Source organism: Thiohalocapsa sp. ML1 (assembly GCF_001469165.1).
Classification (GTDB): domain Bacteria; phylum Pseudomonadota; class Gammaproteobacteria; order Chromatiales; family Chromatiaceae; genus Thiohalocapsa.
Genome location: NZ_JABX01000005.1, coordinates 101,652 through 126,206, shown reverse-complemented (window position 1 = coordinate 126,206; position 24,555 = coordinate 101,652). Strand labels below are relative to the sequence as shown.

Here is a 24,555-nt window from a genome sequence, read left to right as displayed (position 1 = left end):
GCTCTTCACGACGGATCGGGCATTTTCCGTGATCGATCCAGCCCCGGTCAAGGATGGCCCCGCGACGATGAGGTTTTCCTGCCGCCGGTCCGGCACGGTTGCGCGCCCCGCCCAAGAGACCTCCATTGCACGCAAAAGTGTCTCGTCGCACGACGACAAAGCGCAAAACCACTGATTTAGAGCAGAAAAGCCCATCCACGTCAGTTGTTTCGTCAGGCCGGATTGTCGATGTCCACGAAGCGGTGCACGAGCCCGAAGCGCTCCGCCACATGGTCACCGAGCGCCGCCACCCCGTAGCGCTCCGTCGCGTGGTGGCCGGCGGCAATGTAGTCGATGCCGAGCTCGCGCGCCTGATGCACCGTCTGCTCCGACACCTCCCCGCTCAGGTACAGGTCCGCGCCCAGGTCCGCCGCACGCTCAATGAAGCGCTGCGCGGCGCCGGTGCACCAGGCGATGCGGCGGACATCGCGCTCGATCACGGGCACATGCAATGGGGCGCGGCCAAGCCGCTCCGCCACGTGCGCCGCGAGCGCCGGGCCGGACAGCGGCGCTGTGAGCTCCGCGCACCAAAGCAGCCCGTCGGCATCGGCGGGGCCGGGGTCATGGAGACCGAGCACGCGCGCGAGCTGGCGGTTGTTGCCCAGCTCGGGATGCCGGTCGAGCGGCAGGTGATAGGCCAACAGCGACAGCCCCGCCGTCAGCAATGCCGCGACACGCCGCCCGTGCATGCCGATGAGGCGCGGGTCATCGCCCTTCCAGAACCAGCCGTGGTGCACCAGGATCGCATCCGCGCCGTCCCGGGCGGCGGCCTCGATGAGCGCCATGCTCGCCGTCACGCCGCTCACAAGCCGCGTCACCGGCCGGCGGCCCAGCGCCTGCAAACCGTTCGGGCAGTAGTCGCTCACCGCGTCCACGACCAAGAGCTCGTCGCAGTGGCGGGCAATGGCATGGATGTCAGTCATCAGCGAACAGCAACGCCTGGAAACTCGGTGCGACACACCCGGCGGCCGACATGCGCCGGCGGAAACAGCATGCTAGCTTACCCGGCATGACCGATCGGCTCAAAACAATCGCCGCGTTAAGTGCCGCCTTCGGGCTCGGCTTCGGCGCCGGCGCGCTCTGTGTCGCCTTCGCGCTGGTGCTGGGCGCCGGCGGGCTCGGCGGCGCCCCGCCGGTCGCCGAGCACCTCGCGGCCCCCGCATCTTACGCCGATGCCGTGGCGCGCGCGGCGCCGTCGGTGGTGCGCGTGTTCGGCCAGCGGCTCGGCCCCGCCGCGACGCCCCTGCCGCAGCCGGGCGCGACCCCGGGCCTGAGCCGCGGCTCGGCGGTGGTGGTGTCGGACGACGGCCTCTTGGTGACCAACGGCCACATCGTCATCGGCGCGGACGCCATCGGCGTCGAGGCACCGGGGCACGGCATTCAGGCGGCCGAGCTGCTCGGCGTCGACGCCGCGACGGACCTCGCCGTACTGCGCATCACGGAGCCCGTGGGCCCGGCCATCGCCGTCGGTGAGCCCGAACGGCTGCGCCCGGGCGACGTCGTGCTCGCCATCGGCAACCCCTTCGGGCTGGATCAGACCGTGAGTCAGGGCATTGTCAGCGCCACCGGGCGCGATGATCTCGGGCTGACGGAGATCGAAGACTTCATCCAGACCGACGCCCCGGTCAACCCCGGCAATTCCGGCGGCGCACTCATCGACACCCGCGGCTTACTCGTCGGCATCAACACGGCCATCATGTCGGACAGCGGCCGCTCCGAGGGCGTCGCCTTCGCGATCCCATCGGACCGCGCCATGGAGGTCGTTCGCGAGATCGCTGCCCACGGCAACGTCACCCGCGGCTGGATCGGCATCGGCGCGCGCACGCTGGATGCGACGCTCGCCCAGCGCTTCGGCCTGCGCACGCGCGAGGGGGTGCTCGTCACGCGCGTGCTGGAGGAGAGCCCCGCCGCCACCGCGGACCTCCGCGCCGGCGATGTCATCGTCAAAATCGGCGATGAAGCGGTGCCGTCGTCGCCCGCGCTGCGCAAGCGCATCAGCGCCGCGGGCGACGGCACCGAGCTGGCGATCGAGCTGATGCGCGGCAGCGAGCGCCTGACCACCCGCATCACCACCGGCCTGCGCCCGGCGCCGTCCGTCACTGCCCCCAGCCCCGCGGCGGTCGCCGCCCGGCCCGGCTGCACCGGCCCCGACGGCGACGGCTGCTGACGCTTCGCCCCTCGGCGCGCGGCACGGCGCGGCACCGTGATCACTGCGCGAACCGGAATCGGTCCGCTCGCTGGCAGGCGACGGCGCCCACGGCAGCGATCCGCGATGGATCAGCGCCTATCCGGATACAGCGGCGCGAGCGGTGCGTCGCCGACGTCGCCCGGCGGCCGGGGGGCGCGACCGTCCGCCGCGAGCAGCGCCGACAGGGCCTCCATCAGCGCGCCACCGCGCCATGCCCCCGGTTCCGGGCCGTACAGCGCCGCCTCCAGCGCCCGCACCTCGGCCGCAGCCTGCTGCGCAGCGGCATTGCCTTCCGCAGCGAGGCGAACCGCGACAGCCCCCGGGCTCGCCGGCGCCGTACCGGGCCAGCGCCGGCGCGCGAGCGCCAGCAGCGCCGCCGCCGCGGCCCGTGGATCATCTGCGGCGCAGGCCGCGCGCACTGCCGCGAGCGGCTCGGGGCCGGCGCTCCGCGCGGCGCGGTACGAGGCCGCCGCCGCGGCAGGTACGCCGACCCTGCTTGCCGCTGCGGCATCGGCAGTGGCCGCGGTGGGCCGAGCCGCCACGGCGGCGAGCCGTTCCCGGCCCCGCTGCAGCAAGGCCCCCAGCCATTGCGCCAGCGCCAGGAGCCGGAACCGCCAGGGCCAGAGCAGCCCCACGACCCCGGCCGCCAGCGCCATCGACACCAGCCAGCCGAGCGGTCGCCGCGGCCCGGTGACCCGGCTCACCGGCTCGTCCGCCACCGCGGCGCCAGCATCCGCGGCAGCTCCCGCAGCCGCCTGCTCCGGCACGCCCGCCTGCCAGGGCCCATCCACCGGCCCCGCGGCCTCCAAGCGCCGGGCCGGCACCACCGCGACGCGCTCCTCGCCCGCATCCACGTCCCACCAGCGCAGCCGGATCTCCGGAAAGACGAGCGTGCCGCCGCGGGTCGGCATCAGCGTGATGCGCTGGCGGCTGACGCCGAACAGCGCCTTGCCGTCGGTGCGGGTCTCGGCCTCCACGTCGCCCGGGTAGCGCTTGACGCCATCCGGCACCGCCACGTCGATCTCGGGGATCTGCGAGCCCGCGAGCCCGGTGGCCGTGATGGTGAGCGTGCGGGTCGCCGGCTCGCCGTTCGCGAGCGCGGGCGGAGCCCGTTCCCACGAGTCGTCGATGGCGAGCTCTTGCGCCGGCAGCCAATGCGGGCCGCCGAAGCCCTGGGGCTGCGGCTCGACCTCGAGCGTGACGGCGCGTGAGCGCGCCCGCACCGGCTCGCCCCGCTCGAACAGCCGGTGGCCGAAGCGCTCGAACACGGGGTCGCGGAACAACTGCGCGAGGCGGTCGTCGGCAAAGGGTCGGCCGCCGCTCGTCTCGCGCTCGCCGGTGAAGGTGACGGGCGGGATGCGCAGCTCGCCGCTCTGCTCCGGGCTCAGGCTGAAGCGGCGCTCAATGACCTGATAGCGGCGGCCGTTGCGGGTGGTCTCGTAGCGCACGTCCTCCCCAAGGCGCTCCAGCACGGCCCCTTCCGGGCGCGGCTCGCTGAGCTCGCCGCCGCGCAGCGGCAGCGTCGTGTAGAGCCGCACCGCAAGCGGCACCTGCTGCTGTACCAGCACGGTGTCGCCGTCCATGCCGACCTCGACCTCCAGGAACAGCTCGTCACCGGGGCCGCCGGACGGCGTCTCGGGCTGCTCCGCGACGCTGAGCTCCAGCGCCGGCGTGCGCTCGCTGCCCACCGCGATCGGCGGCACGACGACGACGCCCAAACGCTTCGGCGCCAGCGTTACCTGCCAGCTCCGGGTCGCACTCTGCCTGCCGTTTACGATTTGGATACGGCTGCCGGAACTGGTGCCGAGCACGTCGAAGTCCTTGTTCAGCACGCTCAGATCCGGCGCCGCGCCGCCGACGCCGTCCGCCTCGATCAAGAGCGTCACGGTGTCGCCGTCGAAGACCTCGGTGCGGTCGAAGCGGGCCGTGACGGCGGCGCTGGCCGCGGATGCCCAAAGCAGCAGGCCCAGCGCGAGCAGAACGGCCGGGGACTTCGGATAGAGCAGCTTGTGCATGGTTCCAGCTCGCGGAATCTTCGATGCGCGGGGGCACAGAATGCGTGCCGATGAGTCAAGTTTCACGACGACACCTGAGGGAAGGGGCGAGGGCCAAGGGCCGAGGGAGTCCTCCTTGGCCCTTGGCCCTTGGCCCTTGGCCCTTGGCCCTTGGCCCTTGCCCCTTGGCCCTTGCCCCTTGGTTCAATGCGCCAACGAGCAAATCACTCACCAGGGATCCTCCGCCAGCCCGCCGCCGCCGCCGGCACGCATCTGATATTGATACAGGAACTTGCGCCTGAGCAGCCCGGCCGGATCATCCGGGATGCGCCGCAGCCACTGGTCCGCCGCGCGGCGGGCCTCCTGCTCCTCGCGTGCGGCGAGTTTGTCGCCGCCGGCGGACCCAGCGCCGTCCTCGGCAGCGCTGTCACCGTCGCCGGGCTGGGCTGCCGCCGCCTCGTCGCGGTAGTCCTGCGCGGCTTGGTCCTCACGGTCTTGACGCGCGGCGCGCTCCTCGGCCGATTCGCGACCCTGCTCCGCGCCGCTGCCGTCTCCGGTTGCCTGCTCGCTGCCGGTGTCGGCAGACGCCTGTTCTTGTTCCTCGTCTTCTTGTTCCTCGTCTTCTTGTTCCTCGTCTTCTTGTTCCTCGTCGCCACCGCCGGCGCCGGCGCGGTCAGGCTCGGCGCCGCCGGCCTGCTGCGGCGCGGGCTCCGAACCCTGGCCATCGGCCGGCTCCGGTGCTGCCGAGTCCTCGCCGTCGCCGCTGTCATTGTCGGCACTCTCGCCGTCCGCGCCGCCGCCGGACTGCTCGCCGTCGGACTCGCCGCCCTGTTGGCCGGCGCTGTCGCCGGATTGGCCGTCCTGCTCGCCGCCGTCCTGCCGATCGCCGTCCTGGCTGCTGTCGTCGGGATCGGGCTGCTGCTCCTGCATTTGCTTCAGCGCCTCGACCTGCTCGCGGTTGAAGCGCGCGTCGTCCAGGTCCGGCGCGCGCTCCAGCGCGGCATCGTAGGCGGCGATGGCGTCGTCGAGCCGCCCGGACTGCGCCAGTGCGTTGCCGCGGTTGTAGTGATCGACTGCGCCGTCGCCGCTCGCAAAGGACTGGGCCGCGGCGCCGAAGTCGCCGAGTCGATAGCTGGCGGCACCGGCGCGGGCCGGGTCGTCCGCCAGCCCGAGCGCCCGCTCATAGTCGCCGCGGGCCAGCGCGCCGGCGGCCTGCTGGTCGCGCCGCTGCCAGAGGTCGCGCCAACGCTCGATGAGCGTCGGCGCCGCGCCGCCGTCGGCGGCACTCGCCGCGTCCGCATAGGCCGGCGCCGGTGCGAGCAGGCCCAACTGCAGCAGCAACAACCCGGGCAGCAGCGCCGGCAGCGCCCAGCCGCGGCGGAAGGCGAGCGCCGCGAACGGCACCAGCGCCAGCGCGACCCAGGGGCCGAGCTCGCGCCAGATGTCCGTCTGCATCGGCTTGCCGTCCTCGCGCACGCGGCCCTGGCCGCCGCTGCGCAACACCGCGCGCAGGTCGGCGTCATCCGCGCTGATGCGCGCATAGTCGCCGCCGCCGTGGCTGGCCAGGGAGCGCAGGTCGCCGTCGTCGAGCCGCACCGTGACGCTCCCCCGGGACGTGCGCACGCCGGGCACTGCCGCCCCTTGCGGCGTGCCGACGCCGATGACCGCGAGCCGATGCCCGGCCCGGCGCAGCTCCGCCGCCGCGGCGCGGGCGCGCGGGCCGCCGGCGCCGTCCGTGATCAGCACGACCTCGCCGTCGCGGGCGCCGGCCTGGCGCAGCAGCCCCAGCGCTTGCAAAATCCCCAAGTCGACGCGGCTGCCCTGCGCCGGCATGATCTCCGGCGACAGCGCGGGCAGCATGCCGCGGATGGTGTCGGCGTCGTCGGTGAGCGGCGCAACCGCGAAGGCGTCGCCGGCGAAGGCCACCAGCGCCACCTGCCCGTCGGCGCTGCGACGCAGGATGTCCTCGACCTTGAGCTGCGCGCGGGCGAGGCGCGTCGGCGCCAGGTCATCGGCGAGCATGGACTGGGACAGGTCCAGCGCAACGACCCGCGCGGCGGCGTCGCGAAAGGCCGGCACCGGCATGCGCTCGAAGGTCGGGTTCGCAAGTGCGACCACCGCCACGAGCCAGCCCACGCCGAGCAGCACCAGCGGCCAGCGGCGCTGCCCGTCGTCGCCGGCGACCATCAGCGCGGCCAAAAGCCGCTCGTCGACGACCCCGCGCCAGGCGCCGCCGGCGCCGCGGTGGCGCAGCAGCAGCACGAGCAGGCCGGCGAGCGGCAGCAGCGCCAGGAACCACAGCGGCTGCAGGAAATGGAAGTCAGCGAGCATGACCGGACCTCCTCGGCGCGCGGGCGGCGGCCAGCGGGTGAAGCAACACAGCCGAAGTCATCAGCCGAGCTCCCCGAGCAGCCCGCCGCGGCCCGCTGCCGCCAGCGCGCTCACGAGCAGCGCCGCGCCGAGCGGCCAGCCGAACAGCTCGTCGACGGGTCGAAAGGTCGCGCGGTCGGACTCCACCGGCTCCAGCTCGTCGAGCATGGAGTAGATCGCTTGCAGCTCGCCGACATCGTGCGCCCGAAAGTAGCGCCCGCCCGTGGTGTCGGCGATGGCCTTGAGCGTCGCCTCGTCCAGTGGATTGCGCCCGAGCGTGAGCCCGAAGGCGCTCTGCGGGTCGCCGCCGACGCCGATGGTGTGGATGCGCACGCCGGCGCCGGCGGCGAGCTCGGCGGCCTTCTGCGGGCGGATGCTGCCGGCGGTGTTGGCGCCGTCGGTGAGCAGGATCAGCACCCGCTCGTCGGTCTCGGCGTCGCGCAGGCGCTTGATCGCAAGGCCGATGGCATCGCCGATGGCCGTCTCGCGCCCGGCGAGCCCGACGGCGGCCTCGAACAAGAGCGTGCGGGCGGTGTTGCGGTCGAAGGTCAACGGCGTCTGCAGATAGGCCTGCTGGCCGAACAGGATGAGCCCGATGCGGTCGCCCTGGCGGCGCTCGATGAAGTCGCCGGCGACCGCCTTCACGGCGGTGAGCCGGTCCACGATGCGCCCGCCGATGACCATGTCCTCCTCCCGCATGGAGCCCGAGATGTCTACGGCGAGCATCAGATCTCTGCCCTCCAGCGGCAGCGCCACCGGCTCGCCGACCATCTGCGGGCGCGCCGCGGCCAGCACCAACAGCCCCCAGGCGGCAACGGCGAGGACCGCGACGAGGCGCGGCGCAGGCACGCGCCGGCGCTCGGCATCCATGAGCGCGCCGAAAAACGGCACGCAGAGCGCCGCGCCGACGCCAGTCTCGGCAGGCGGCAGCAGGTGCCGCGCCAGCAGCGGCAGCGGCAGCAGCAACAGCGCCCAAAGATGTGCAAATTCGAAGCTCACAGGTTCTGCCTCAGCCAGCGTCGGGCCAGTGCGAGCAGCGCCTCGGCGTCGCAGTCGCGCGTCGGCGCATAGGCGCCATCGGCGAGCACCTGCCCCGGACCGTTGCGAAAGCCGCCGGCGCCGCCGGTGCGATCCAGAAAGGCGAGCCAGGCGGCGCCGGTGAGCGGCGCCACGTCGGTGCGGGCGTAGCGGCTCAGCGCCGCGCGCTTGAGCAGCGCAGACACGGCGCCGACCAGGGCCGGGCCGCAACGCTCGCCCGCGAGCCCATCGAGCTGCGCGATGATCCGCTCCCGGCGGCGACGGGCGAGCCAGCGCTTGCGCAGCCGCCAAAGCCCGTAGCCCAGCGCACCCAGGAGCAGCAGCACCACGAGCCACCAGCCCGGTGCCGGCGGCCAAGCCGGCGGCGCGCCCGGGACGTGGATGTCGCGCAGCTTAAGCTCCTGCGACGGTGGCGGTGCCGGCGCGACGGCCGCGTGGCCGGGCGGCGGGGAGGTCATGGCGGGCGTGCTCATGCGGCGGACTCCGGCTGCGATGCCCCGGCCCGGCGGCTCGCGCTGCGGCGCTGCGCGCGCATCAGCTCCGTCAAGGTCGCGGCGGGGTCGGCGTCGGTCATGCAGCGCACCAGCGGCACGCCGTTGCCCTCGGTCAGCGCCGTCACGGCGGCATGGTGGGCATCGAAGTGCGACTGCCAGCGCGCACGCTCGCGCCGGTCGGCGGCATCGAACAGGCCGCGGCGGCGGCCGTCGCTGACGCCGTAACGCCCGGGCGGCGGCGGCGCCAGCTCCAGCGCGTCCAGAATCTGCACCGCGAGCACATCGTTGTGCCGCGCGAGCTGCGTCAAGTGCCGGCTGCTGTCGGCGTCCATGCGGTAGAAGTCGGACAACAGGATGACCAGGCTGCCAGGACGCGCGACCCGGCGCAGTCGCACCAGCGCGTCGCCAAGGCCGCCGCCCGAGCCGCCGTGGGGCCGGCCGCCGACGCCGTCGGCATCGTTCTCCACCAGGTGCAGTAGCCGCCGCGGATCACCGGCCTCGGCCAGCGCCCGAATCAGCCGCATCTGGCCGCGGCGCCCGCCGCGCGGCGACAGCTCCGTGTGGCCGCCGTTGAAGATCAGCGCGCCGATGCGATCACCGCGGGCGATGGCGGACCAGCCGATGAGCGCCGCGAGCCTGGCCGCCTGCACGGACTTAAACACGCCCCGGCTCGCAAAGAACATGCTGGGGCCGAAGTCGAGCAGCAGCACCACCGGCCGCTCGCGCTCCTCATCGAACACCTTCACGTGCGCATCGCCGGCGCGCGCCGTGATGCGCCAGTCCATGTTGCGGATGTCGTCGCCGGGCTGGTAGTGGCGCGACTCGCGATAGTCCATGCCGCGCCCGCGAAAGCGCGAGCCATGCCCACCGGCCAGCGCCGAACGCGCGGTGCTGCGCGGCGGCAGCCGCAGCCGCTCGGCCCGAGCCCGCAGCCCGATCAGCTCATCGGCATCGACGCGGATGTCTTTCACAGGTGCTAGGGGGTCAGGTGCTAGGTGCTAGGTGCTAGGTGCTAGGTGCTGGGCGCTGGGTGCTGGGCCCTCCTAGCCCCTAGCCCCTAGCCCCTAGCCCCTCACAAAGCAGGGACTCGCTCAATCAACGCCGCGGTGAACGCATCCGTATCCATGCCTTCCGCCTCCGCGGCGTAGCTCAACAGCACGCGGTGGCGCAGCACGTCGTAAGCCACCGCGTGTACGTCCTCCGGCGTCACGAACTCCGCCCCGCGCAGCCAGGCATGGGCACGGGCGCAGCGGTCGAGCGCGATGGTCGCACGCGGGCTCGCGCCGTAGTCCACCAGCCGCGCGAGCCCGGCGTCGTAGGGCGCCGGGTCGCGACTCGCGAGCACGAGCTGAATCAGGTACTCCTCCAACTGCTCGGCCATGTGCAGGTCCATCACCTCGTCGCGCGCCGCGTGCACCTGCGCATGGCCGATGACGGGCGCCTCATCGCCGGCGTGTCGCAGCCGCCCGCGCGCCTCGGCGCGGGCGATGTCCAGGATGCTGCGCTCCGTCGCCGGGTCCGGGTAGCCGACCTTCACGTGCATCAGAAACCGATCAAGCTGCGCCTCCGGCAGCGGATAGGTGCCCTCCTGCTCGATGGGGTTCTGCGTCGCCATGACCAGAAACGGCGCCGGCAGCGCATAGGTGCGCCCGCCCACGGTGATCTGGCGCTCGCCCATCGCCTCCAGCAGCGCGGACTGCACCTTGGCCGGCGCCCGGTTCACCTCGTCGGCGAGGATCAGGTTGTGAAACAGCGGCCCGCGCTGGAATTCGAAGGTGCCGGTCTCAGCGCGATAAATATCGGTGCCGGTGAGGTCGCCCGGCAACAGGTCCGGCGTGAACTGCACGCGCTGGAAGTCGCCCTCGATGCGCGCGGCCAGCTCCTTGACGGCGGTGGTCTTCGCGAGCCCCGGCGCGCCCTCCACCAGCAGGTGGCCGTCGGCGAGCAGCGCGATCAACAGCCGCTCGATCAGTGCATCCTGGCCGACGATGCGCCCGCGCAGATCGGCCCGCAGACGCGCGAAGGCGGCCTGGTTCTCGCTGCGGGCGGCGCTGCCGCGCGGTCGGTCGCTGAGCGGACTGGGGTCGGTCATCGGTGCTCCTCAGAGGTCATAAGGGTACGTCGGCCGCGCGCAGGCGCGCTCCGCAGCCGATATGCGGGCACAGTGTGCCGCAATCGCCCTTAACCGCGCCCTTCCCGCGCATTACGAGACGTTAACCCGGGCGACTCCATCCACAGCTCGACCAGGAGCCGGCCGAGTGCGCCAATCAGCATGAGGCCGGAGCCGGTGATGAAGCACCAGACGCCGATCGTTCGATCGGGCTCCACCCCCGGCAGGAACAGGATGCTGCCGCAGAGGAAACTGATGTTCCCGGCGAGCCCGAGGGACAGGTGGACCCAGCCATCGTCCTGGACCAAGGTCTTGACGGGGTTCGGCACGATGGATCGACGACAGGCGGCAGCCGGGGCACGGCTCTGGGAGCCGTGCCCCGGTGGGTGCCGAGGGGCTCAGGCGCGCGCGTCGGTGTTCCGCCAGCCCGGCGGCACGTCGTCGCGGTCGCGGGTGGCGTCGGTCTCGCGCTCGCCGGGCTTGTTGACGAGCTGCACCGTGCTCGCTTGGGGCCCGGCCTCGCCTTGCTCGGCCACGAAGCGGACCTCGGTGCCGACGGCGAGCCGCCGGAAGTCGCCGTGCAGCACGGCGTGCTCGTGGAAGTAGACCTCGCGGCCCTCCGGCGTGCGCAGGAAGCCGTAGCCGTCGTCCTCGAACAGCCGGACCACGAGCCCGCGGTCCTCGCCCTCGGCGGGCGCGAGCACGTCGCGGCGGTTGGTACCGCCCAGGGTGCGCAGTTGCCGCTCCACGGCATCGAAGGCGGCGCTGATGACTGGCCTGAGCTCGCCGCGCCCCTGCTCGACGACGGTGGGCTCTTCGACGGCCACCAGCGCGGCGTGGCGCGGCACCCGCACCGCGACGCTGACCCGGAATGACCGGCCCTTGTGCTGGTGCTGGTGCGGCTGCGCGACGATGACCCGACAGGAGGTGATGTGGTCGTTGTATTGCTCCAGCCGTTCGGCGCGCTCGCGGATCAACTCGACGCTCCAGTCCGAGCGCGGGACGTCATGGAAGTTGACCTCAAGCGGCTGCTGCATCAGGTGCCCCCTTGCTGCTTGTGCACGTCGTGCTCGCGCTCGGCCTCGAACCAGTCCTGTTGGTCGTTACCGGGCTCGAAGCCGCGCTGCTCGGCCTTGTAATAGGCGGTCTCGGCGATGGCGGTATAGCGCGGAACCTCCGCGGCGCTCGCCGCTGCGTCGGCGGTGTCCGATGCCGCGGACGTCTCGGCCGCAGACGTATCGACGGTGTCCGGCGCAACGATCGCCTGCGCCTGCTGCTGCTGTCTCGGAATGCGCTTGCTCGGGGCCATGCGGTCTGCCTCCGTCAGTGGATTGAAGGACGGCACCTGCGTGAACCGGTCGCCGCCAAGCCGGCCGACGCCCGGCACGCGGGTGCCTGTTGCAGGCAGCAAGAGCCGCGCCACCCGCCCGCCGGCCATGCCGCAGTCGGTCGCAGCGGCCAAGCCGGACAGCACGACAGGGTATGCCCGTGCGAAATCGCCCGGTGCTTGGGTGAAAAGCGCCGAGACCGGGCTGCGCACCGGGTGCTCGCGGCCGAGCGTCGCGGGCCGGCAGCGTTCCCGCGGGCGAGGCCGCACGGGCTCACGCCAGCGTGCGCGTGTGCAGCTCGGTCGGCTGGTGGCGGTTCAGGATCTCGGTAATCTCCGGCTCCGCCTGCTCCCCGATGGTGACGCTGACGCGCTTGTGCTCGGGCTGCGTCGCGATCCGGTCCCGCGGAATGCCGACGCCGACCAAGTCCTGCACGGCGTTCTCGATGGTGCGCTCTTCATCGAACAGGGCGCTGATAATCATGGCCATGGGCTGCTCCTCCTGCCGGGCGGTGGGGGCACCTGGACGCCTTGACGGCGACGAGTGCTTGCGGATGAGCCACAGAAAGGGCTCACCCAAAGCATAAGCAAGTCGCAGGCCTCATCAAGTCACAGGCCTCATCGAGGCAGCGCCCAGTCACACCGTCCGCCGTTCCTCCAGCCGAAAGCCCAGGACCTCCAGCACCACCCCGGTGACGGCGCCGCCGAGCATGCCACCGACGAAGCCGCGCGGCACCTCCGCGAGCACCATGTCCACGGCACTCTTGGTGGCCAGGTCGAGCGCCGCCGCCGCGGTGCCGGCGAGCATCCAGACGCTCGCGGCCACCACGGCCGCGATCAGCGCCGCCACCACCGGTGCGGCGACGACACCCGGCAGCCAGCCGTGGCAGACCTGCACGATCCAGTGCTCGTTCAACTGGAACAGCGAGCCCACCAGCGCGACGATGCCGGCGGCCATGACGAAGGTGCCGACCGGCGCGGGCGAAAGCCAGAGCACCAGCGCCAGCAGCGCACCGGCGCCGAGACCCGCCAGGAGCCCCGTCAGCGTCTCCGCCAGCGGTCGCGAGCCGCCCTCGGACGTCCACGCGTAGAATGCGCCGCCGAGCAGCCCGAGCCCCGCGGCGGCGGCGGCCATGACGCCGAGGTCCAGGCTCGGCCCGGCGACGATGAGATAGCCGATGGAGGCCACAACGCCGGCCATGGCACCGAGCAGCGCCACCGGCATCGCGCTGTAGAAGGCCGCCGTGGTCATGGCGGCGGCCACCGCCGCGAGCACCACGGGCTGCCAATGGGCGAGCCCCAGCACCCGCAGCACCTCGTAGAGACCGATGAAGAGCCCGCCGAACAGCGCGCCAGCGAGGCTCCAGACAAACAGGGTCGTGACGACAGCAGTGATGCGGTCTTTGGTCAGCATGAGACCGGGTCCTCCTGAACCCTCCGCGCCGGGCTGGCGCAGAAGCCTTTGGTGTTGTAGTGACGGGCGGCGCGGTGCTGTCCCGGCGCTGCCCGCTGTCGATGACAGACCTTGCGGCTCTGACGGCCGCTGGGGAGGCATTGCGGCACCTCCCGTCCGCCCGCAGTTTAGCGATTCCTTCGCGCTGCCATCCATCGGGATAGCTGCGCTACCATCGCGGCCGATCCGGCGGCGGCGTCGGCCCCGGCGCGGCGCCGCTCGCGGTTGTTCCTGGATGCGTCCCGGACCGCTTCACGCAACCCGGGCGCGTCTGTCTATCAAAACAACGAGAGTGAGGACATTATCGTGAGAACAGCATTGGTCACAGGCGGCACCCGCGGCATCGGCGAGGCAATCTGCATTGCCCTCAAAGACGCGGGCTACAAGGTGGCTGCCAACTACGGCGGCAACGACAAGGCGGCGCAGGAGTTCACGGCCCGCACCGGCATCCCGGCCTACAAGTTCGATGTGAGCGACTTCGACGCCGTCGCCGCCGGCATCGCGGCGGTGGAGCAGGATAACGGCCCCATCGACATCCTGGTCAACAACGCCGGCATCACCCGCGACGGCACCCTGCACAAGATGACGCACGACAGGTGGCAGGCCGTCATCGACACCAATTTGAGCTCCTGCTTCAACTGCTGCCACGCGGTCATCGAAGGCATGCGCGACCGCGGCTTCGGGCGCATTGTCAACATCGGCTCCGTCAACGGCCAGGCCGGCCAATACGGCCAGGTGAACTACGCCGCGGCCAAGTCCGGCATCCACGGCTTCACGAAGGCGCTGGCGCAGGAGGGCGCCGCCAAGGGCATCACCGTCAACGCCGTCGCCCCGGGCTATGTGGACACGGAGATGGTCCGCGCGGTGCCGCCGGACGTGCTCGAGAAGATCATCAAGCGCATCCCGGTGGGGCGCTTGGGCCATCCCGAGGACATCGCCCGCAGCGTGCTGTTCCTGGTCGCCGACGAGGCGAGCTACATCACCGGAGCGACGCTGTCGGTGAATGGTGGACAGCATATGTACTAAGGGCGAAGGGGCGAGGGCCGAGGGCCGAGGGGGGCTCATCGGCCCTCCTGATTAGATACAATCATCAGCCAGCACACCCCAGCCGCATGATCTCAACCCAAATTTCGGCCTGCGGCACCGATTCATGGCAGATTCAGCGTGTCTGTTTGTTTTTCAGATGGTTTTCAGGCCAAGAAGCCGGTTGGCTGAAACATCTTCTAATCAGTTCGGCCCTTGGGTCGCTTCGCGCTCGCGTTCGGCGCGCGCTTATTGCCGGTTGGCCCGCGGGCCTTGCCGGCAACAACATCCCCATAGACGCTGATATGGCGTGCTAGCGCTTCGGTCCGAACAGGAGCCAGAGGATGAAGCCGAGTAACGGCAGCATCAGCAGCAGCACCACCCAGATCACCTTGCCGAGGGTACTCGCGTCGCTTTGCACCGTCTTCACGACGGCGTAGACGATAAGAACCAGCAGCAGGAAACCGAAAAAACCGCCCACTTCCACCATGTCGTTATCTCCCGAGCGCAATGCTCCGTTGTCCTGGCCAATGCCGCCTGCCGTCGCCCGGCACCCTGCAGTGGTCCGGCTGGAACGGCTATGAGCGACAACGCCATCATCGTAGGCAACACCCGTGCCGGGCAGGCCGGCGACGCCCCGGCGCTCATGCGTGAGCTCGCAGGGCGCCTCGCGGCAGCCGGCACCGAGACCACCACGCTGCCCTTTCCGGAGGTCGCGGCGGAGCCCGGCTGGCGCCGGCGCCTCGATGACCTGCTCGACGCCGGGGCTAAGCGCCTGTATGTCTTCGGCGGCGACGGCACCGTGCGCACGCTGGCAACCAGGGTGCTCGGGCGCGATGTCGCGCTCGGCATTGTAGCGCTCGGCACCGCGAACCTGCTGGCGCGGGACCTGGGGCTGCCGCTCACGCCCGCCGATGCCGTCGCGGCGCTCGGACAAGGCGCCGACGTGCGCCGCATCGACGTGGCCCGCTGCAATGGCCGGCCGTTTCTGTGCGCGGCCATGTTCGGCATGACCACACAGCTCGCCCGCACGCGCGAGGCGGCGCGCGGCGTCGGCACCTGGCGCATCCTGCCGCGGCTATTGCGCAAGGCCTACTGGGTGTTGCGCAGCTATCCGTTCCAGCGCGTGCGCCTGCACCTGGATGATGCCCCGCTGACCTTGACCACCCGCGCGCTGGTGGTCACCAATAACCCGCTAGCGCCCAGGCCGGGTCTCTACCCGGCGCGCCCGGTGCTCGATGGCGCAGAGCTCGGCGTCTACGGCGTCACCGAGGGCCCTCTGTACGACCTGCCGCGCCTCGCGATGAGCCTGATCTCCGGCACCTGGGGCGAGGAGCCGCGGGTGTTCCAGCGCACCTGCAGACGCGCGCGGATACTGACCTCGCGGCTGCTGTCCACGACCGCGCTGCTCGACGGCGAGCGCGAGCGCTTCGGCACGCCGCTCGAATTCGACCTGCTGCCGCGGGCACTGCCGGTGCTGGTGCCAGCCGACAGTTGAGGCGCGCAGACCCGCCATGCCGCGCATTCCTGCCCCCTCGTCGCGCACGCGGGCCCGACGCGGCGCGGCGGGTCATCCGGTCAGCCGCCGCGCTCTCCCGCGGCCGCATCGACGCGGATGCTGAGGCCGACCTCGGCGCCGCGGGCGCGGCCGTTGCACAGCGTGAGGCAGCCGCCGAGCAGCTCGATGCGCGAGCGCAGGCTGTAGAGCCCGAAGCCGCCGGCCGGGTTACGGGGCGGCGGCGCCGCGCAGGCGATACCGCCGCCGCTGGCCTGCCGGGCGAGCCAGTCCGGGTCAAAGCCGCGGCCGTCGTCGGCGATGCAGAGCGTCAACACGGCGCCGTCGCAGCGCACAGACAGCGTCGCGCGCTGCGCCTCCGCGTGCTTCGCGGCGTTGATCAGCAGCTCCCGCGCGCCCTGAAACAGCGTCACCACCAGGGCATCGGCGAGCGGCGGCAGCGCGCCCTCGCGCTCGCAGATCACCTCAAGCCCCCACTGCTCGCGCACCTCTCCAGCGAGCCATTCCAGCGCCGGATAGAGCCCGCCGCTGCGCAGCAACGGCGGGCTCAGCTCGAACACCAGCGAGCGTAGCTGGCGGATCGACCCGGCGACGAGGTCCACGAGCTGATCGCGGCGCTGAGCGAGATCCACCTCGCCCTCCAACAGAATGCGCGTCAGCACCAGTTGCTGGATCGTGGTGTCGTGCAATTGCTGGGCGAGCTGTCGACGCTGGCGCTCGTCCAACGTGGCCATCTCGACATTGAGCTCGCGCAGGCGCAGGTTCGCCTGTTGCAGCCGCTCGGTGCGGTCGTCGAGCGCCGAGCAAAGGCCCCGCGAGAGCTGCGACAGCGTCGCATGCGTGCCGACCCGGGCCAGCAGCACCGCCACGGCAAAGGGCTTGACGATGTAGTCCACGCCGCCGGACTCGAAGCCGCGGACGATCTCGGGCTCATCGCCCTTCGCGGTCAGGAAGATTACCGGGATGTCGCGGGTGGCGGCCTCTGCCCGCAGCTCCCGACAGAGCGCGAAGCCGTCGGCGTCCGGCAGCATGACGTCGAGCAGGATCAGGTCCGGCCGCTCTGCCGCCGCCGCCAGCGCGTGGGCGCCGCAGGCCGCGGTGCTGACCGCATAGCCCTCTTTTTCGAGCAGCCCCGAGACGTACAGCCGTGTCGTCTCCTCGTCATCGACGACGAGGATCCGGGCCGGGACGGAGGGCGCGGTCAAGTGAGCGGGATCTGGGTAGGGTGTCGGTCGGAGTCGAGCATCCATGGCAGAGCGAACCTCAAGGCTTGGGCCGGTGCCGGTGCCGGTGCCGGTGCCGGTGCCGGTGCCGGTGCCGGTGCCGGTGCCGGTGCAGCAAGCGAGCTTAGTACAACTACTTGGGAGTCGAGGGAAAACGTTGCCCTGTTTGGCGCCGATATCAGCCGAACGCCGACATTGCTCCACGGTAACGCAATCGAGACCTACCGCGCGACGCGTCAAATCCGGAAATGGCACCCGATTTTGCGGTTAGGGCAGATTCCCAGCGCCGCGGGGTGGGCCGCCGACCGGCCGACGCGCGGGAGCATCGCGTTGCGCCGCTGATCAGTGCAGCGAAACCCGACGTCAAGGGCATCGATCAATCAGCCCTGCGCAACCGCTGCGTCGGCCACCTCAACCCGGTTGCGCCCGAGCTGCTTGGCCCGGTACAGCGCGGCATCGGCCGTTGCCAGCAAGCGCGCGCGGTACGCGGGCGCCGGCGCGGCACAGGTGGCGATGCCGACGCTTGCGCTCAGCAGCGCACCGGGGAGCCCATGCGGATGCGGCAGCCCCAGGTCCAGCACGGCGGTGCGCAGCCGCTCCGCGGCGCCGGCGGCCGTGTCGGCATTGATGCCGGGCAGGATGCAGGCGAACTCCTCGCCGCCGTAGCGCGCGACGCTGCCGCCGAGCACGCCGGCCGCGGCCGCCAGGGCCGCCGCCACCCGGCGCAGGCACTCGTCACCCGCCGCGTGGCCCAGGCTGTCGTTGTATTGCTTAAACAGGTCCACGTCGATCATTGCGAGCGCCAGCGGCGCGCGGTCGCCCTGCGCGAGGGCCGTGTCGAAGTTTTGCTCGAAGGCGCGCCGGTTGCCGATCTCGGTCAGCGCATCCAGCGCCGCCAGGCGCTCCAGCAGATCGCTCTGGCGCTTCAAGCGCAGGTGCAGCCGCACCCGCGCGCGCACGATATCGCGGTGGAAGGGCTTGACGATGTAATCGACGGCGCCGAGCTCGAAGGCGCGCGCCTGCTCCGCCTCGTCGGCGACGGCGGAGACGAAGATCACCGGGATGTCCTGCGTCGCCGCATCCTCCTTGAGGCGGCGGCAGACCTCCCGCCCGTCCATGTCCGGCAGCAGGATGTCGAGCAGGATCAGGTCCGGCGGCGCCGCCCCGGCCGCGGCCGCGGCCGCGAGCGCCGTGCGACCATCGCCCGCCTCCATCAGCTCGCACTCGTCGCGGAACAGCGCGCCGAGCAGGAGCCGGCTCACGCCCTCGTCGTCGACGATGAGTAGCCGCTGGGCGCGGCGCTCGGGGCTGCTCACGAGATCTCGCTCAGGGCCGCGGCGCCGGCCGCCGACCTGCTGATCAGGATGCGGCGCAGATCCGCGAGGGTGGCGCGGGCGTCGTCGAAGCGCCCGGCCGCGATGCGCCGCTCCAGCAGCATCAGCTCGCCGCCGACACGGCCGACCTCGGCGGCCCCCCGCAGTTGCCCGAGCAGCCCCGCGGCGTCCGGCTCACGGCGCGCGAGCAGCGCATCGAGCTCCGCGCAGAGCGTCAGCGGGTCGACCGCGCCGGTAGCCTCGGCCTCGGCCTCCGGCATATCCACCAGCGGTGCCAGCGCCGCCAGCGCCGCCGACAGCGTGGCGCCGGTGGCGAGCGCCGCTTGTTGCCAGCCATCGTCACCCGCGGCCATGCCCGCCGCGGCCACTTGTTGCAGGTCCCCGGCGCCGATGAGTCCGGCCACGCCCTTCAGCGCGTGTTGAATGCCGCGCGCGGTCTCGGCGTCGCCGGCGCTGACGGCGGCGGCAAGGCGCGCGGGGTCCTTCCTGTGCTCGGCGTGGAAGGTCGCCAGCACGCGCCGGTACAGCAAGGCATCCCCCGCCGCCTGGACCAAGCCGGCGTCCAAGTCCACGGGGGGACGAGCGCCCGAGGTATCGCTCTGCATGCTTGTCTCCATTGCGTTTCGAGACAGCTCCGCCGATGCCGGTGCGGCGGCGGCCAGCCCGAGCGCCGCTTGCACGGCAGCCCACAGGGCCTCCGGCGACAGCGGCTTCACCAGATGCGCGGTCATGCCCGCCGCGCGGCTCCGCCGACGGTCTTCCGGCTGTGCATGCGCCGTCAACGCGATGATCGGCGGCGTGCGCTCGCCGAGGGCCTTGCGGATACGCGTCGCCGGGGCGAGGCCGTCGAGCTCCGGCATCTGGATGTCCATCAAAATGAGATCGAACGCCTCGTCCATGGCCCAACGCACCGCCGCCAGCCCGTTGACGGCGGTGGCCACGGTGCAGCCGGCGCGAACCAACAGGGCGCGGATGTACTCGCGGCTGGTTTCGTTGTCCTCGGCCAAGAGCACGCGCCGCCCGCCGAGCGCGGGCGCGCCGTCGGCGGACGCGGGCACGGCGGCGGCCACCGCCGTGGGCTCCCCGCGCAGGGCCGCGGCGACGATCTGCCGCAGCCGCGTGCGCGAGGCCGGCAGCGGCAGCGCCGGTGGCGGCTGATCCAGCGCGAAGACGACGAGCGGCACCGCGGCCGCAGCGGCTGCGGCGCGAAGATCCGCGAGCATCGGGTTCATCGCCGTGGCCGCCGGCACCACCAGGGCCAGCGACCAGGCCGCCGCGGCGCCGGGGGCGGCCGGCCCGCGCAGCCGCTCCGCGACCGCCGCGAGCTCGTTGACCTGCGTCACCGCAAGACCGAGCGCTTCAAGCTGTCGGGCCAGCACCGCGCGCCGGCCCGCGTGCGCATCGCACAGCAGCACCGCCGTCCCGGCCGCGGTCGCCACCGGCGGCGATTCGTGTGCGTCGGTGGCCGGCGGCAGCGACAGCGTGAAGTGGAAGGCGCTCCCCTGCCCCGGCGCACTGACGACGACGATGTCGCCACCCATGCGCCGCACCAGCTCGCGGCTGATGCTGAGCCCCAGCCCCGAGCCCGGGTAGCGGCGCGTGGTGGAGGTGTCGCCCTGACAGAAGGGCTCGAACAACCGCGCGCGCTGCTGCCGCGCGATGCCGATGCCGGTATCGATCACGGTGAAGCGCAGCCTCGCCCCATCCGCCTCCCGACCGCGGTACTCCACACGCAGGCAGACCTCGCCGCGGGGCGTGAACTTGACGGCGTTCGAGGCCAGGTTCAGCAGCACCTGCTCCAGGCGCAGCGCATCGCCGACCAGGCCGCCAGGCGCTGCCGGATCGATGTCGAACCAGAGCGTCAGCCCGGCCTCCCGGGCCTGCATCTCGACCACGGCCTGCACCCGGTCCAGCACCTCGTCGAGCGCGAAGGGAGCGGGTTTCAGCACCGTGCCGCCGGCATCGATGCGGGCCAGGTCCAGCACGTCGTCGATGAGCCCGAGCAGCGAGTGCGAGGCGCTGTGCAGGCGCTCCAGCCAGCCGCGCTGGCGCACATCCAGCTCCGTGTCGAGGCACAGCCGCGCCATGCCCATGATGGCGTTCATCGGCGTGCGGATCTCGTGGGACATGTTGGCGAGGAACCGGGTCTTGGCCGCCGCGGCCACCTGCGCCGCATCGCGGGCCGCGATCAGATCGCGGTTCAGGCGCGTGAGCTCGCGCTGGCGGTGCAGCAGCAACAGCCCGATGAGGGTCGCCACCGCGAGCACCTGCCACAGCAGCGTCAGATCCAGGCGCTGCTCAATGGTGAACTTGGTCTGTTTGAGCTCGATGGCGTCGCGCTCGGCCGGCGTCAGCGCGGCCACCGCCTTGTTCATGACCAGATGCAGGAGCGGCTCGTCGCTGCGCGTCGCCACCGCGATGGGGTAGCGATCGTCCAGCTCGCCGATGATGCGAAGCCCGCCGGCGCTCTGGTCCACAAGCTCCGCCGCGTGCTCCAGCGTGGTCACGGCGACCGTGATGCGTGCCGTGCCGAAGCCCTGCCGCAGATCCTCCGCCGATTGCGTCGGCACAAACGTCAGGGCGGGGTACTCTGCGCGCAGCATGGCCTCGATGGCGCTGGCGCCGGGGACCGCAATGGTCTCGCCGGCGAGCGCCGCGATCTCCCGCACAAAGGGCTTGTTCAAGGTTCCCACCAGCACATGGCTCAGATTGAAGTAGGGCGCGGTGAAGTCGAGATAGGCCTCTCGCTCATCCGTCCGCACGGCGCCGGACAAGAGGTCGCAGCGGCGCTCGCGCGCCAGCTCCAGCGCCTCTGCCCAGGTCGCGGTCGGCACCGGCTCCAGCGCCACCCCGAGCTTCTGCGCAAACAGCGTCAGATAGTCCCGGAATAGGCCGCGGTGCTCGCCCCCGTCCAGGTAGTCGTAGGGGGCCCACACGGGGCTGAAGCAGTAGCGCAGCCGCCCGCCCTTCTGCGCCAGGTACTCGCGCTCGGCGTAGCTCAGGCGCACCTGCCCAGGCGGCGGCGGCGGGAACGGCCCTAGGTGCCGCTCGCGGATGGTCCGGCGGCGCTCCGAGGTCAGCGCGGCAAGCGCCTTGTCGATGGCACTCGCGAGCAGCGGCCAGTCGTTGCGCACCGAGAACACCAGATCCAGGGGCTCCCCGATCTCGAAGGCCAGCGCCACCGGTGGCTCCGCGGCATCCGAGACCAGGAACCGCAGCACCTCGCTGCCGCCGATGACCGCGTCCACATTGCCCGACAGCAAGTCATTCAGCAGCGCCGGCACGCTCGGGCGCGGGACGCCCACGGCACCGGCGATGCCCGCGATCCAGCGCTGGTTGAGCAGCGAGCCCTGGGCGTAGCCGATTCGTCGTCCGGCGAGCGCTGGCGGACCATTGATGTCGGCGGCGTCACCGGCGCGGACGAAGACGGCGTTGGTCAACTGCGCATAGGGCGTGGAAAAGGTCAGCCGATGCGCTCGGTCCGCGTGCGGGCGCGAGGTGGACAGGCCGTCGATGTCGTGCTGCATCGCCTGCTCGACGAGGTCCGCCCACGCACCTGGCACGAGTTGAATATTGGTACCGAGGAGCTCGTTGATGGCGGCCACAGTGTCCGCATCGATGCCGACCGTCGCGCCGTCGTCACCCCGGTAGGCATAAGGCGCCCAGTCCGCGGCGGCACCAAAGCGGATGTCCGGATAGGCATCGAGAAAGGCGCGCTCCGCGGCGCTCAGCGCCACCGAGCGCGGCGTGCGCTCGACGTGGAAGAAGTCCTTGTGCAGGCGGTGCAGCATGCCCGGGGGCAGCGCCGCGATGGCCGCATCCAGCACCTCCGCCGCAAGCGATTGGTCGGCGCGCACGGCGAACCCGCTCGCGCGCTGCGCCGGCAGCCCGCCGCCGCGGCCACTCGGCCCCTCCGCGACGCCGCCGATGGCCTGTTGCGCCATCACGTAGCGGGCGTAGGTCTGCTCCATGATGGTGGCGTCTGCATCACCGGCGGCCACGGCGCGCAACGCCTCCTCGATGCTCGCCACGGGCAGCAGCTTCGGCAGCGGGTCGATGCCCGCCGCGAGCCTCTCGGCGGCACCGCCGGGCCAAACCGCAAGGCGCTTGCCCGACAGGTCGGCGAGCTTGCCGAAGACGGGTCCGCCCGCGTGGCTGTAGATGCGAAAATCCACGGTCCCAGCATGCGCGCCGAAGCGCATCCAGGCCTCGCGCTCCCGCGTCTGCAGGACGTTCAGCAGGACATCCGCGCGGCCCTCCCGCAGCGCCGCCAGCGCCGCTTGCGTCGGTGCCGGCATGAACTGCAGCTCAAGCCCGAGCGGTCGCGCCGCTTGCCGCAGCAGCTCCACCGTATAGCCGGTGGCACGCCCGTTGGCGGTCATGGCATAGGGCGGCAGCTCGGTATACGCCACGCGCAGCCGGCGCTGCGTCGCGAGCCAGGCCGCCTGCGCCGCGCTCAGCGACGGCGGCGCGTGCGGACGCAGATAGGTCAGCGTTTCGTCATCGCCGAACCAGCGCGCCCAGAGGCGCGTCAGGTCGGCCGGATCGAGGGCCGCATAGGCCTTGTCCAGGATGCGCTGCAAGAGCGGCAGATCGCGTCGCACCACATACGGGTGGGCGGTGAGCGATGTCCCCAGGTCCAGCGGCCCCAGCTCCGCGGCGACCTTGAGCTCCGCCATACGCTCAGCCGCCATCAGGTGCAGCGCCACCTGGCGCGGCAGCAGCGCCGCATCGGCGCGGCCGCCCGCGACGGCTTGCAGCGCCTCGGCGTAGCTGGCCTCGGACATGAGCCCGATGTCGTCGCAGCAGGCGGCGAGCAGCTCACCGATGGCATCCCCGGCCAGGGTCGCCACGGTCCTGCCGCGCAGCGCCTCCAGGGTCCCGAGCGTCGCCTGCCCGCGCTGCGTGACGATCACGAGCCGCACGGGATCGCCACGCGCGCTGTAGCGCAGATACGCCTCGCGCGCCGGTGTGCGGATGCCGTTGATGGCCAGATCCGCGCTGCCCGTGCGCAGCTCCTCGTGGATGCGCGGCAGGTCCGCCTCGCGCCAGCTCAGCGTGAAGCCCGCGAGCCGGGCGGTGCGCTCCATCAGCTCCACCGAGTAGCCGTCGGGGCCGGCGGCGGTGCCATGCACGAACGGCGGCACCGACACATAGCGCACGCTGAGCCGCGGGTGGCGGCGCAGGAAGTCCTGCTCCGCGGCGCTGAGATCGAGCGTCGGCGCCGACGCATGGAGCATGTCGGCGACGTCCACGGGCTTCGCGAGGCGACCGGCATCGAACAGCAGCCGGGCGACATCGGCGAGCGCCGCGGTGTCCGGCTCGCCGATGGGATGCACCTCCGGCAACATCGCGCTGTGGGTCTGGCGGGCCTCGAAGCGCAGGTGCTCCGCCGACTTGTCCTGGGTGTTCCATTCCCGGCGGATCAGGGCCACGAGCTCGTCCGGGTGGTCCAGCGCGTAGGCCCAGCCGCGGTTCGTCGCCTGCGTCACCGCCGCTGCCACGGCCGGGGCGCGTTCTACCGTCGCGGCGGCGGCGAACAGGTTCAGGTCCGGCACCGGCACGCCGTAGTCCGCCGGGTCAATCACATTGAACGGGACGCCGCGGCGGTAAAGCGCGAACACCTCGTTGCTGCGATAGGCGGTCATGGCGTCGATGTCGCCGCGCACGAAGGCGTCGACGCCGGGCGCAAACGGTACGAGGTCGAGATCGGCCAAATCAACGCCCCCGCGGGCGAACAACCCGTAGAGCTTGAGCCCGGCCAACTGCCCCGGCGTCGCCATGACGCGCTTGCCGGCGAGCTGGTCCGGCAGCACCACGTCGGGGCGCACCACGAGCACGAGCGGCGAGCGGCGGAACCAGCTCGCCAGCAGCTTCATCGGCTCCCCAGACCCGTGCCGCAGCAACAGGGCATCCGCCGCCGCCGTGCCGAAGTCGGCGCCGCCGTCCAGCACCACCGCCACCGGGTCAATGTCAGGCCCGCCCTCCAGCAGCGTCACCTCCAGCCCCGCGTCGCGGTACCAGCCCTGCGCGAGCGCCGCGTAGAAGCCCGCGAACTGCCACTGGTGGCGCCACTGCAACTGGATGCGCACCGGCGTCAGCGCCTCCGCGTCTGCCACCGGCGACACCGCCGGCAACGCGCCGGGCAGCAGGAGCAGGATGCAGAGCAGGATGGCGTCGCGGCGCATTGGTTTGGGGAGGAACGGAGTACGGAGTACGGGGGTGCGGAGTACGGAGTACGGGGTGCGGAGTACGGGGTGCGGAGTACGGAGTACGGGGTGCGGAGTACGGCGTGCGAAGTCGATTGCCGGTGAGCGGGTCCGCCGCGCGTTATCCTTGGCCCCAGTTCCTAGCTCCTAGCTCCTAGCTCCTAGCTCCTAGCCCCTAGCCCCTAGCCCCTAGCCCCTAGCCCCTAGCCCCTTCCTATTCTGCTCCGCTGCGGCCAC

At 71.9% G+C, this 24,555-nt stretch carries 19 protein-coding genes; 3 read left to right on the top strand and 16 right to left on the bottom strand.

What is annotated here, in order from left to right:
- Positions 1-212: 212 nt before the first annotated feature.
- Positions 213-962 carry a Nif3-like dinuclear metal center hexameric protein gene (locus tag ML01_RS04765; protein ID WP_058554255.1) on the bottom strand — a complete coding sequence of 250 codons (750 nt, stop codon included), beginning with the start codon at positions 960-962 and terminating at the stop codon, positions 213-215.
- A gap of 86 nt (positions 963-1,048) precedes the next feature.
- Between ML01_RS04765 and ML01_RS04760 the strand changes: the two genes are divergently transcribed.
- Complete coding sequence (locus ML01_RS04760; protein ID WP_058554254.1) at positions 1,049-2,206, top strand: S1C family serine protease; 1,158 nt, start codon at positions 1,049-1,051, stop codon at positions 2,204-2,206.
- A 110-nt stretch (positions 2,207-2,316) separates the two neighbouring features.
- On the opposite strand, the gene ML01_RS04755 is transcribed toward ML01_RS04760, so the two are convergent.
- The 11 genes from ML01_RS04755 to ML01_RS04705 all read right to left on the bottom strand — a co-directional run bounded on the left by ML01_RS04755 (position 2,317) and on the right by ML01_RS04705 (position 12,974).
- The gene (locus ML01_RS04755) at positions 2,317-4,242 is read right to left on the bottom strand and encodes a BatD family protein (RefSeq protein ID WP_058554253.1); all 1,926 of its coding nucleotides are present in this window, start codon (positions 4,240-4,242) and stop codon (positions 2,317-2,319) included.
- Positions 4,243-4,449: 207 nt separating this feature from the next.
- Complete coding sequence (locus ML01_RS04750; RefSeq protein WP_058554252.1) at positions 4,450-6,552, bottom strand: VWA domain-containing protein; 2,103 nt, start codon at positions 6,550-6,552, stop codon at positions 4,450-4,452.
- 60 nt (positions 6,553-6,612) lie between these two features.
- Positions 6,613-7,590: a VWA domain-containing protein gene (locus ML01_RS04745; protein WP_058554251.1), complete on the bottom strand. Its 978-nt coding sequence runs from the start codon at positions 7,588-7,590 to the stop codon at positions 6,613-6,615.
- A complete protein-coding gene (locus tag ML01_RS04740; RefSeq protein ID WP_216819107.1) occupies positions 7,587-8,102 on the bottom strand; it encodes a DUF4381 domain-containing protein in 516 nt (171 codons plus the stop codon). Before ML01_RS04740 ends, ML01_RS04745 begins: the two co-directional genes overlap by 4 nt.
- A complete protein-coding gene (locus ML01_RS04735) occupies positions 8,099-9,094 on the bottom strand; it encodes a DUF58 domain-containing protein (protein WP_058554250.1) in 996 nt (331 codons plus the stop codon). Before ML01_RS04735 ends, ML01_RS04740 begins: the two co-directional genes overlap by 4 nt.
- A gap of 101 nt (positions 9,095-9,195) precedes the next feature.
- Positions 9,196-10,215 carry a MoxR family ATPase gene (locus ML01_RS04730; protein ID WP_058554249.1) on the bottom strand — a complete coding sequence of 340 codons (1,020 nt, stop codon included), beginning with the start codon at positions 10,213-10,215 and terminating at the stop codon, positions 9,196-9,198.
- 89 nt (positions 10,216-10,304) lie between these two features.
- Entirely contained in the window at positions 10,305-10,541 is a 237-nt protein-coding gene (locus ML01_RS04725) for a YrhK family protein (protein WP_216819106.1), read from the bottom strand.
- A 90-nt stretch (positions 10,542-10,631) separates the two neighbouring features.
- Positions 10,632-11,270, bottom strand: coding sequence for an HPF/RaiA family ribosome-associated protein (locus ML01_RS04720; protein ID WP_058554247.1), 639 nt, complete (start codon positions 11,268-11,270; stop codon positions 10,632-10,634).
- Entirely contained in the window at positions 11,270-11,830 is a 561-nt protein-coding gene (locus ML01_RS04715; protein WP_058554246.1) for a DUF2934 domain-containing protein, read from the bottom strand. The genes ML01_RS04720 and ML01_RS04715 overlap by 1 nt, the downstream gene beginning before the upstream one ends.
- A gap of 4 nt (positions 11,831-11,834) precedes the next feature.
- Complete coding sequence (locus tag ML01_RS04710; RefSeq protein ID WP_058554245.1) at positions 11,835-12,050, bottom strand: hypothetical protein; 216 nt, start codon at positions 12,048-12,050, stop codon at positions 11,835-11,837.
- 147 nt (positions 12,051-12,197) lie between these two features.
- Positions 12,198-12,974: a hypothetical protein gene (locus tag ML01_RS04705; RefSeq protein ID WP_058554244.1), complete on the bottom strand. Its 777-nt coding sequence runs from the start codon at positions 12,972-12,974 to the stop codon at positions 12,198-12,200.
- A 342-nt stretch (positions 12,975-13,316) separates the two neighbouring features.
- Between ML01_RS04705 and phbB the strand changes: the two genes are divergently transcribed.
- Positions 13,317-14,039, top strand: a complete 723-nt coding sequence (gene phbB, locus ML01_RS04700; protein WP_058554322.1) for an acetoacetyl-CoA reductase — start codon at positions 13,317-13,319, stop codon at positions 14,037-14,039.
- 310 nt (positions 14,040-14,349) lie between these two features.
- Here the strand turns inward: phbB and ML01_RS26865 are convergent, their stop codons facing one another.
- A complete protein-coding gene (locus ML01_RS26865; protein ID WP_082673956.1) occupies positions 14,350-14,526 on the bottom strand; it encodes a PLDc N-terminal domain-containing protein in 177 nt (58 codons plus the stop codon).
- 90 nt (positions 14,527-14,616) lie between these two features.
- Here ML01_RS26865 and ML01_RS04695 point away from each other — a divergent pair, with 90 nt between their 5' ends.
- Positions 14,617-15,534 carry a diacylglycerol kinase family protein gene (locus tag ML01_RS04695; protein WP_058554243.1) on the top strand — a complete coding sequence of 306 codons (918 nt, stop codon included), beginning with the start codon at positions 14,617-14,619 and terminating at the stop codon, positions 15,532-15,534.
- A gap of 80 nt (positions 15,535-15,614) precedes the next feature.
- Here ML01_RS04695 and ML01_RS04690 read toward each other — a convergent pair whose 3' ends face one another.
- The 3 genes from ML01_RS04690 to ML01_RS04680 all read right to left on the bottom strand — a co-directional run bounded on the left by ML01_RS04690 (position 15,615) and on the right by ML01_RS04680 (position 24,297).
- Complete coding sequence (locus tag ML01_RS04690) at positions 15,615-16,757, bottom strand: response regulator (protein ID WP_058554242.1); 1,143 nt, start codon at positions 16,755-16,757, stop codon at positions 15,615-15,617.
- A 398-nt stretch (positions 16,758-17,155) separates the two neighbouring features.
- A complete protein-coding gene (locus tag ML01_RS04685; RefSeq protein ID WP_058554241.1) occupies positions 17,156-18,091 on the bottom strand; it encodes a diguanylate cyclase domain-containing protein in 936 nt (311 codons plus the stop codon).
- On the bottom strand, positions 18,088-24,297 hold the full coding sequence (locus tag ML01_RS04680; RefSeq protein WP_058554240.1) for a transporter substrate-binding domain-containing protein: 6,210 nt from the start codon (positions 24,295-24,297) through the stop codon (positions 18,088-18,090). The genes ML01_RS04685 and ML01_RS04680 overlap by 4 nt, the downstream gene beginning before the upstream one ends.
- Between the last annotated feature and the right edge of the window lie 258 nt (positions 24,298-24,555).

Bases quoted from the DNA above. Each gene is read 5' to 3' on its own strand.
- ML01_RS04765 (WP_058554255.1), bottom strand. From the start codon at position 962: ATGACTGACATCCATGCCATTGCCCGCCACTGCGACGAGCTCTTGGTC.
- ML01_RS04760 (WP_058554254.1), top strand. From the start codon at position 1,049: ATGACCGATCGGCTCAAAACAATCGCCGCGTTAAGTGCCGCCTTCGGG.
- ML01_RS04755 (WP_058554253.1), bottom strand. From the start codon at position 4,242: ATGCACAAGCTGCTCTATCCGAAGTCCCCGGCCGTTCTGCTCGCGCTG.
- ML01_RS04750 (WP_058554252.1), bottom strand. From the start codon at position 6,552: ATGCTCGCTGACTTCCATTTCCTGCAGCCGCTGTGGTTCCTGGCGCTG.
- ML01_RS04740 (WP_216819107.1), bottom strand. From the start codon at position 8,102: ATGAGCACGCCCGCCATGACCTCCCCGCCGCCCGGCCACGCGGCCGTC.
- ML01_RS04730 (WP_058554249.1), bottom strand. From the start codon at position 10,215: ATGACCGACCCCAGTCCGCTCAGCGACCGACCGCGCGGCAGCGCCGCC.
- ML01_RS04720 (WP_058554247.1), bottom strand. From the start codon at position 11,270: ATGCAGCAGCCGCTTGAGGTCAACTTCCATGACGTCCCGCGCTCGGAC.
- ML01_RS04710 (WP_058554245.1), bottom strand. From the start codon at position 12,050: ATGGCCATGATTATCAGCGCCCTGTTCGATGAAGAGCGCACCATCGAG.
- ML01_RS04705 (WP_058554244.1), bottom strand. From the start codon at position 12,974: ATGCTGACCAAAGACCGCATCACTGCTGTCGTCACGACCCTGTTTGTC.
- ML01_RS26865 (WP_082673956.1), bottom strand. From the start codon at position 14,526: ATGGTGGAAGTGGGCGGTTTTTTCGGTTTCCTGCTGCTGGTTCTTATC.
- ML01_RS04695 (WP_058554243.1), top strand. From the start codon at position 14,617: ATGAGCGACAACGCCATCATCGTAGGCAACACCCGTGCCGGGCAGGCC.
- ML01_RS04680 (WP_058554240.1), bottom strand. From the start codon at position 24,297: ATGCGCCGCGACGCCATCCTGCTCTGCATCCTGCTCCTGCTGCCCGGC.